Genomic DNA, 4,727 nt, shown 5'->3' on the forward strand with positions numbered 1-4,727 from the left:
GCTCTTCTAACGCACTACACCTCATTCATTCTCAATAAGAGTTTGATTTTAGTTGAAGTATTCTTCAGTTCCCGAACGCAAATTCGTCTCTATATATAGCTTTCAACTAGCTTGTCACCCCGTGAGGTCCGTTCTACTAAACTTACCCAAACACTATTGCATGAGTTTTGGAGCTAGCTTCCTGTTTCCCAGAAGACGACTTTATTTATCAGCAATTAATGGGAGGTTTGAGAAAGCGTTATTCTCGCGCCCGCTTTGACAAATTTTACAGAGACATTAGAAGCATTTCTTACTAGTGTTTCGTACAAATTTTTTTGCTGGTTACAAGAGAATCAAGAAATTTTTGCCCAACATAAAGCTGATTTAGGTGTAATCTGGGGGTAGACTCAGGTATAACCTCGTCTAATTCTAGGATAGAGGTAAATATATTTTACTTTTTTCCAAAATTCCAGATAGTATCACATTATGTAGAATTATGTTCATTTTTTAAACTTCTGTAGTTAGCCCTGAAAAGTTGCACCTGCTGAGTTAAAGTTGACTCACCGAAAAATTGGGTTTGAAGCCTCGCCGAGGCGCGGGCGACTTTTGAGTTGATTTATGTTGAGAAATATGCTATAATATTGTTAGTTTATTGCGTCAGATAATGAAAGCTAGATTTAAGTATCGTATCTATCCAACACTGGGACAAAAACACAAACTAGCCAAACTATTTGGTTGTGTCCGTGTGGTTTGGAATGATAGTCTAGCTTTCTGTCAAAGACAACATAAATTAGGGGACAACAAACCTGAGTTATCTGAACTACAAAAACAGTTTATTACATCTGCAAAAAAGACTGAGGATAGAGAATGGTTATCAGAGGTTTCAGTTGTACCATGGAGAGCAATCTTTAAACGATCTAAACCAAGCTTATCAGAACTTTTTTCAATCAACCAAAGGTAAGAGGAAAGGCCAACATATTTTACCTCCAAGATTCAAAACTAGAAAGTCACGCGCAAACTGCGAGATTCACCTTGAGGGGATTTAAAGTACATCAAGATCAAGTCTATTTGGCTAAAATTGGGAAGCTGAAGATAGTTTGGTCTAGAGAGTTACCTGCTGCTCCATCGTCGGTAACAGTAATCAAAGATTGTAGGGGCGAAGAGCGAATCACCCCTACTAGATATTTCTTGAGCTTTGTAGTAGAAATACAGCCTGAAATTTTGCCTAAAACTGATAACTCAGTTGGAATAGATTTAGGAATTAAAACTTTTGCAACTTTGAGCTACGGCACAAAGATTGATGCTCCAAAACCATTAAAGAAAAGGATTAGTAAATATAGAAAGTTAAGTAAGTCATTATCTAATAAAAATCAAGGCTCTAAACGATATGAAAAGGCACGCTTGAGAATAGCAAAATTTCATGCCAAACTGAAAGATACAAGGACTGATTTTCTGAATAAATTATCTACTGAAATAATTCGTGATAACCAAACAATTGTTTGAGAAGTATGACAACGTTTCTGGTATGGTAAAAAAGCGGTGCGACCCCGCGTCGCCGACAGCTCGCTTGCGGAACGCGCACCAAGAGACCGTAAATTATCTAGAGCGATTTCGGATTTAGGTTGGCGACAATTCCGAACTTTACTCGAAGGAAAAGCTCTAAAATATGGCCGTGAGTTCCGAGTAATTGATAGATGGCTGGCAACATCTCAAATATGTTCTAGTTGTGGCTTTAAAGGTGGGAAACTAGACCTTTCAATTAGGGAGTGGGAATGCCTCAATTGTGGTAGTACCCACGATCGCGACCTAAATGCAGCCGTAAATATATTAGTCGCGGGTGGGCAATCCGAGACTTTAAACGGACGTGGAGACAGGCATAAGACCCCCGCCAAGGAGGCAGCAGTCTGTGAAGCGTTAACCCGCCGAAGGGCTAAGGCTCGGTAGGAATCTCCACGCCTTTAGGCTGGAGAGGATGTCAATAAGTTGTTGTGCATTTAAACTTGAAGGAGCGAGCGCGAGCAAGATGCTCGCACTACAAAGGTTAACAGCTTTCCACAAAAAAACCTAAGACTTCAGTTTAGAAATTGAACTAACGTGCAACTCCTTCAACTGCTTCTTATTAACTTCAGAAGGTGCATTTGTCAACAAACATTTTGCTTGTTGAGTCTTCGGAAATGCAATTACATCCCGAATAGACTCTTCACCTGCTAACAACATGACTAACCGATCTAAACCATAAGCAATACCGCCGTGGGGAGGAGTGCCATATTCAAATGCTTCCAATAAAAAGCCAAACTTATTATCAGCTTCCTCATCAGATAAACCGATCGCTTCAAACACCTTTTCCTGTACATCCCGTTGATATATCCGCAGACTACCACCGCCAACTTCATAACCATTAAAAACTAGATCGTAAGCTTGCGCTCGTGCAGTCTTCACATCATTAATATCATCTGGGTGGGGTGCGGTAAAGGGGTGATGCAAAGCTTCCAGACGTTTTTCTTCCTCATTCCATTCAAACATGGGGAAGTCTGTCACCCACAATAGATTAATTTTATCCCTGTCAATTAATCCCAACTGTTCGCCCACAACTAACCGCAGGCGGTCTAAAGTTTTGTTGACAGTATTTGCTTCATCCGCAGCAAATAAGAGCAAATGACCGGGTTGAGCATTGGTACGTCTGAGCAATTCCTGTTTTTGTTCATCGGTGAGGTTGTCTTTGATAGCTCCAATAGTATCTATTTTACCTCCCTCTTTCACCCGAATGTAAGCTAAACCCTTTGCTCCTGCTTCACTCGCTTCTTTAAACAAGTCGCCACCAGGTTTAATTCTAACGTTGGAGATGGCATCGTTACCTCCAGGAATCGGCAACACTTTGACTATCCCACCTGCAGCAACAGCACCAGAAAAGACTTTGAAACCAGAATCTTTCACCAAGTCAGAGACATCCACCAATTCCAAACCAAACCGAATATCTGGTTTATCACTACCATAACGTTCCATCGCTTCCGCATAAGTCAGTCGGGGGAATGGTAAAGATAAATCTACACCCTTAACTTTCTGAAAAATGTAAGCCACCAACCGTTCATTTAATTCAAGAATTTCCTCCTGAGACATGAAACTCATTTCCATATCTAACTGAGTAAATTCTGGTTGTCTATCCGCTCGCAAATCTTCATCCCGGAAACAACGGGCGATTTGATAATAACGGTCAAAACCAGAAACCATCAACATTTGTTTGAAAAGTTGGGGTGACTGGGGTAAGGCAAACCACTCGCCAGGATGAACGCGACTCGGAACAAGATAATCCCTCGCTCCTTCTGGAGTAGAGCGAGTGAGAATGGGAGTTTCGATTTCAATGAAATTTTGTTCGTCTTCCAGAAAACGACGTATCGCTTTAACAACTTCATGTCGGAGTTGCAGGTTGCGAGTCATCCGTTCCCTTCTCAAGTCTAAATACCGATACTTGAGTCGCAACTCTTCTCGTACTGCTTCTGTTTCAGCAGTGGAAACTTGGAATGGCAGTTGCTTACCCAAACCATTCAACAATTGAATATCATCGGCGTAAATTTCGATTTCCCCAGTAGGAAGTTTGGGGTTGAGAGATTCTTCAGGGCGACGACTGACTCGACCTGTGATTTGTACAACATATTCATTCCGAATATCCCCTGCTATTTGATAGGAGTCTGGTGTACGCTCTGGATCGCTGACAATTTGGACAATGCCAGAGCGATCGCGCAAATCTAAAAAAATCACCCCCCCATGATCCCGACGGCGGTCTACCCATCCACAGAGATTAACAGTTTCTCCAATACGATCGCCATTTACTTGTCCACAATAATTAGTTCGCATAATTACCTAATTAGAAATTTAGCTAAAAAATAAATTTTATCATTAAATTAATAGGATGCCCATAAATGATTAATAATTTTAGGTTAAATTCCGATTTAACAAAAAAAGATGGCAATATTTTCGTCAGGAGCATTGACTTAATCAAAGAATAAGAGTTTGACATCCTCCCGACGCTGCTCTCACAAGACAGCGCGGGATTCCCTAGCATCACTGTTAGAGACTTTCTGTTTCTTAGCACCCGCATAAACGAGATTTACTCTCAGATGGTCTAAAGACGCGCTCCTAAAGACTTGCCAGCGCCGCCAAAGGGGGTCTCCCCCATGAGCGACTGGCGCTGACACTGGGAGTCCCGCAGCCAAAATATTAATACTTGCGTTTATATCCCTTTCTCCCCAATTGGCATCTGATATTGCTCTAGCGTGCTTTGTGGTTTTTGACCATGTTTTTTACTGCCAAGTTCTCAACTACAACAGTTTGATTTTCTCTGATTAGTTGAGTAGGCGCGCTTATGAGTATAGTCAAGCCTTGAATCTTTAATTTTTGCGTGTATTCTGCCTAATTTCAGTCTGGCTTTTTGATAGTTATTAGATCCCTTGGTTTTTCTAGATAGAGACTTTTGGGCTAATCTCTGTTTTTTGTGTAATTTGTTGAGATTCTTAGGATTAGCAAATGTTTTTCCATCACTTGTAGTTAGTAGCCTGGTAATTCCGCGCGTCAATACCAATTTGCTTGTTAATCGGTTTAAGCCTCAAATCTCTGGTGTCGTTGACTCTCAAAGACACAGACCATCTACCAGAGGGGTCAAGTTTAACTGTGATTGTAGTTGGCACAGAGTTTTCTGGTAGTTGCCTACTCCATCTAATAGCTAACGGTTCAGAACCCGATCGCTAAATATA

Annotated in this window: 6 protein-coding genes; 4 read left to right on the top strand and 2 right to left on the bottom strand. The window is 41.1% G+C overall.

The annotated features are described in order from the left end of the window. Positions 1–643 precede the first annotated feature (643 nt). The 3 genes from F6K22_RS32465 to F6K22_RS32475 are packed head-to-tail and all read left to right on the top strand — an operon-like array spanning position 644 to position 1,923. Complete coding sequence (locus F6K22_RS32465; protein ID WP_293107815.1) at positions 644–940, top strand: helix-turn-helix domain-containing protein; 297 nt, start codon at positions 644–646, stop codon at positions 938–940. A gap of 14 nt (positions 941–954) precedes the next feature. Further along, positions 955–1,482, top strand: coding sequence for an RNA-guided endonuclease InsQ/TnpB family protein (locus F6K22_RS32470; protein ID WP_293107828.1), 528 nt, complete (start codon positions 955–957; stop codon positions 1,480–1,482). A gap of 36 nt (positions 1,483–1,518) precedes the next feature. Beyond that, complete coding sequence (locus F6K22_RS32475) at positions 1,519–1,923, top strand: RNA-guided endonuclease InsQ/TnpB family protein (RefSeq protein ID WP_293107818.1); 405 nt, start codon at positions 1,519–1,521, stop codon at positions 1,921–1,923. Between the two features lie 120 nt (positions 1,924–2,043). Here F6K22_RS32475 and aspS read toward each other — a convergent pair whose 3' ends face one another. Beyond that, positions 2,044–3,831 (bottom strand): aspartate--tRNA ligase, encoded by a 1,788-nt coding sequence (aspS, locus tag F6K22_RS32480; protein WP_293107820.1) that lies wholly within the window; start codon positions 3,829–3,831, stop codon positions 2,044–2,046. A gap of 460 nt (positions 3,832–4,291) precedes the next feature. After that, complete coding sequence (locus F6K22_RS32485; protein WP_363274914.1) at positions 4,292–4,555, bottom strand: transposase; 264 nt, start codon at positions 4,553–4,555, stop codon at positions 4,292–4,294. Positions 4,556–4,560: 5 nt separating this feature from the next. On the opposite strand from F6K22_RS32485, the gene F6K22_RS32490 reads away from it, so the two are divergent. Next, positions 4,561–4,722 carry a hypothetical protein gene (locus tag F6K22_RS32490; RefSeq protein WP_293107826.1) on the top strand — a complete coding sequence of 54 codons (162 nt, stop codon included), beginning with the start codon at positions 4,561–4,563 and terminating at the stop codon, positions 4,720–4,722. Positions 4,723–4,727 lie beyond the last annotated feature (5 nt).

The sequence above is a fragment of the Okeania sp. SIO2F4 genome, assembly GCF_010672385.1.
In the GTDB taxonomy this organism is placed as follows: domain Bacteria; phylum Cyanobacteriota; class Cyanobacteriia; order Cyanobacteriales; family Microcoleaceae; genus Trichodesmium.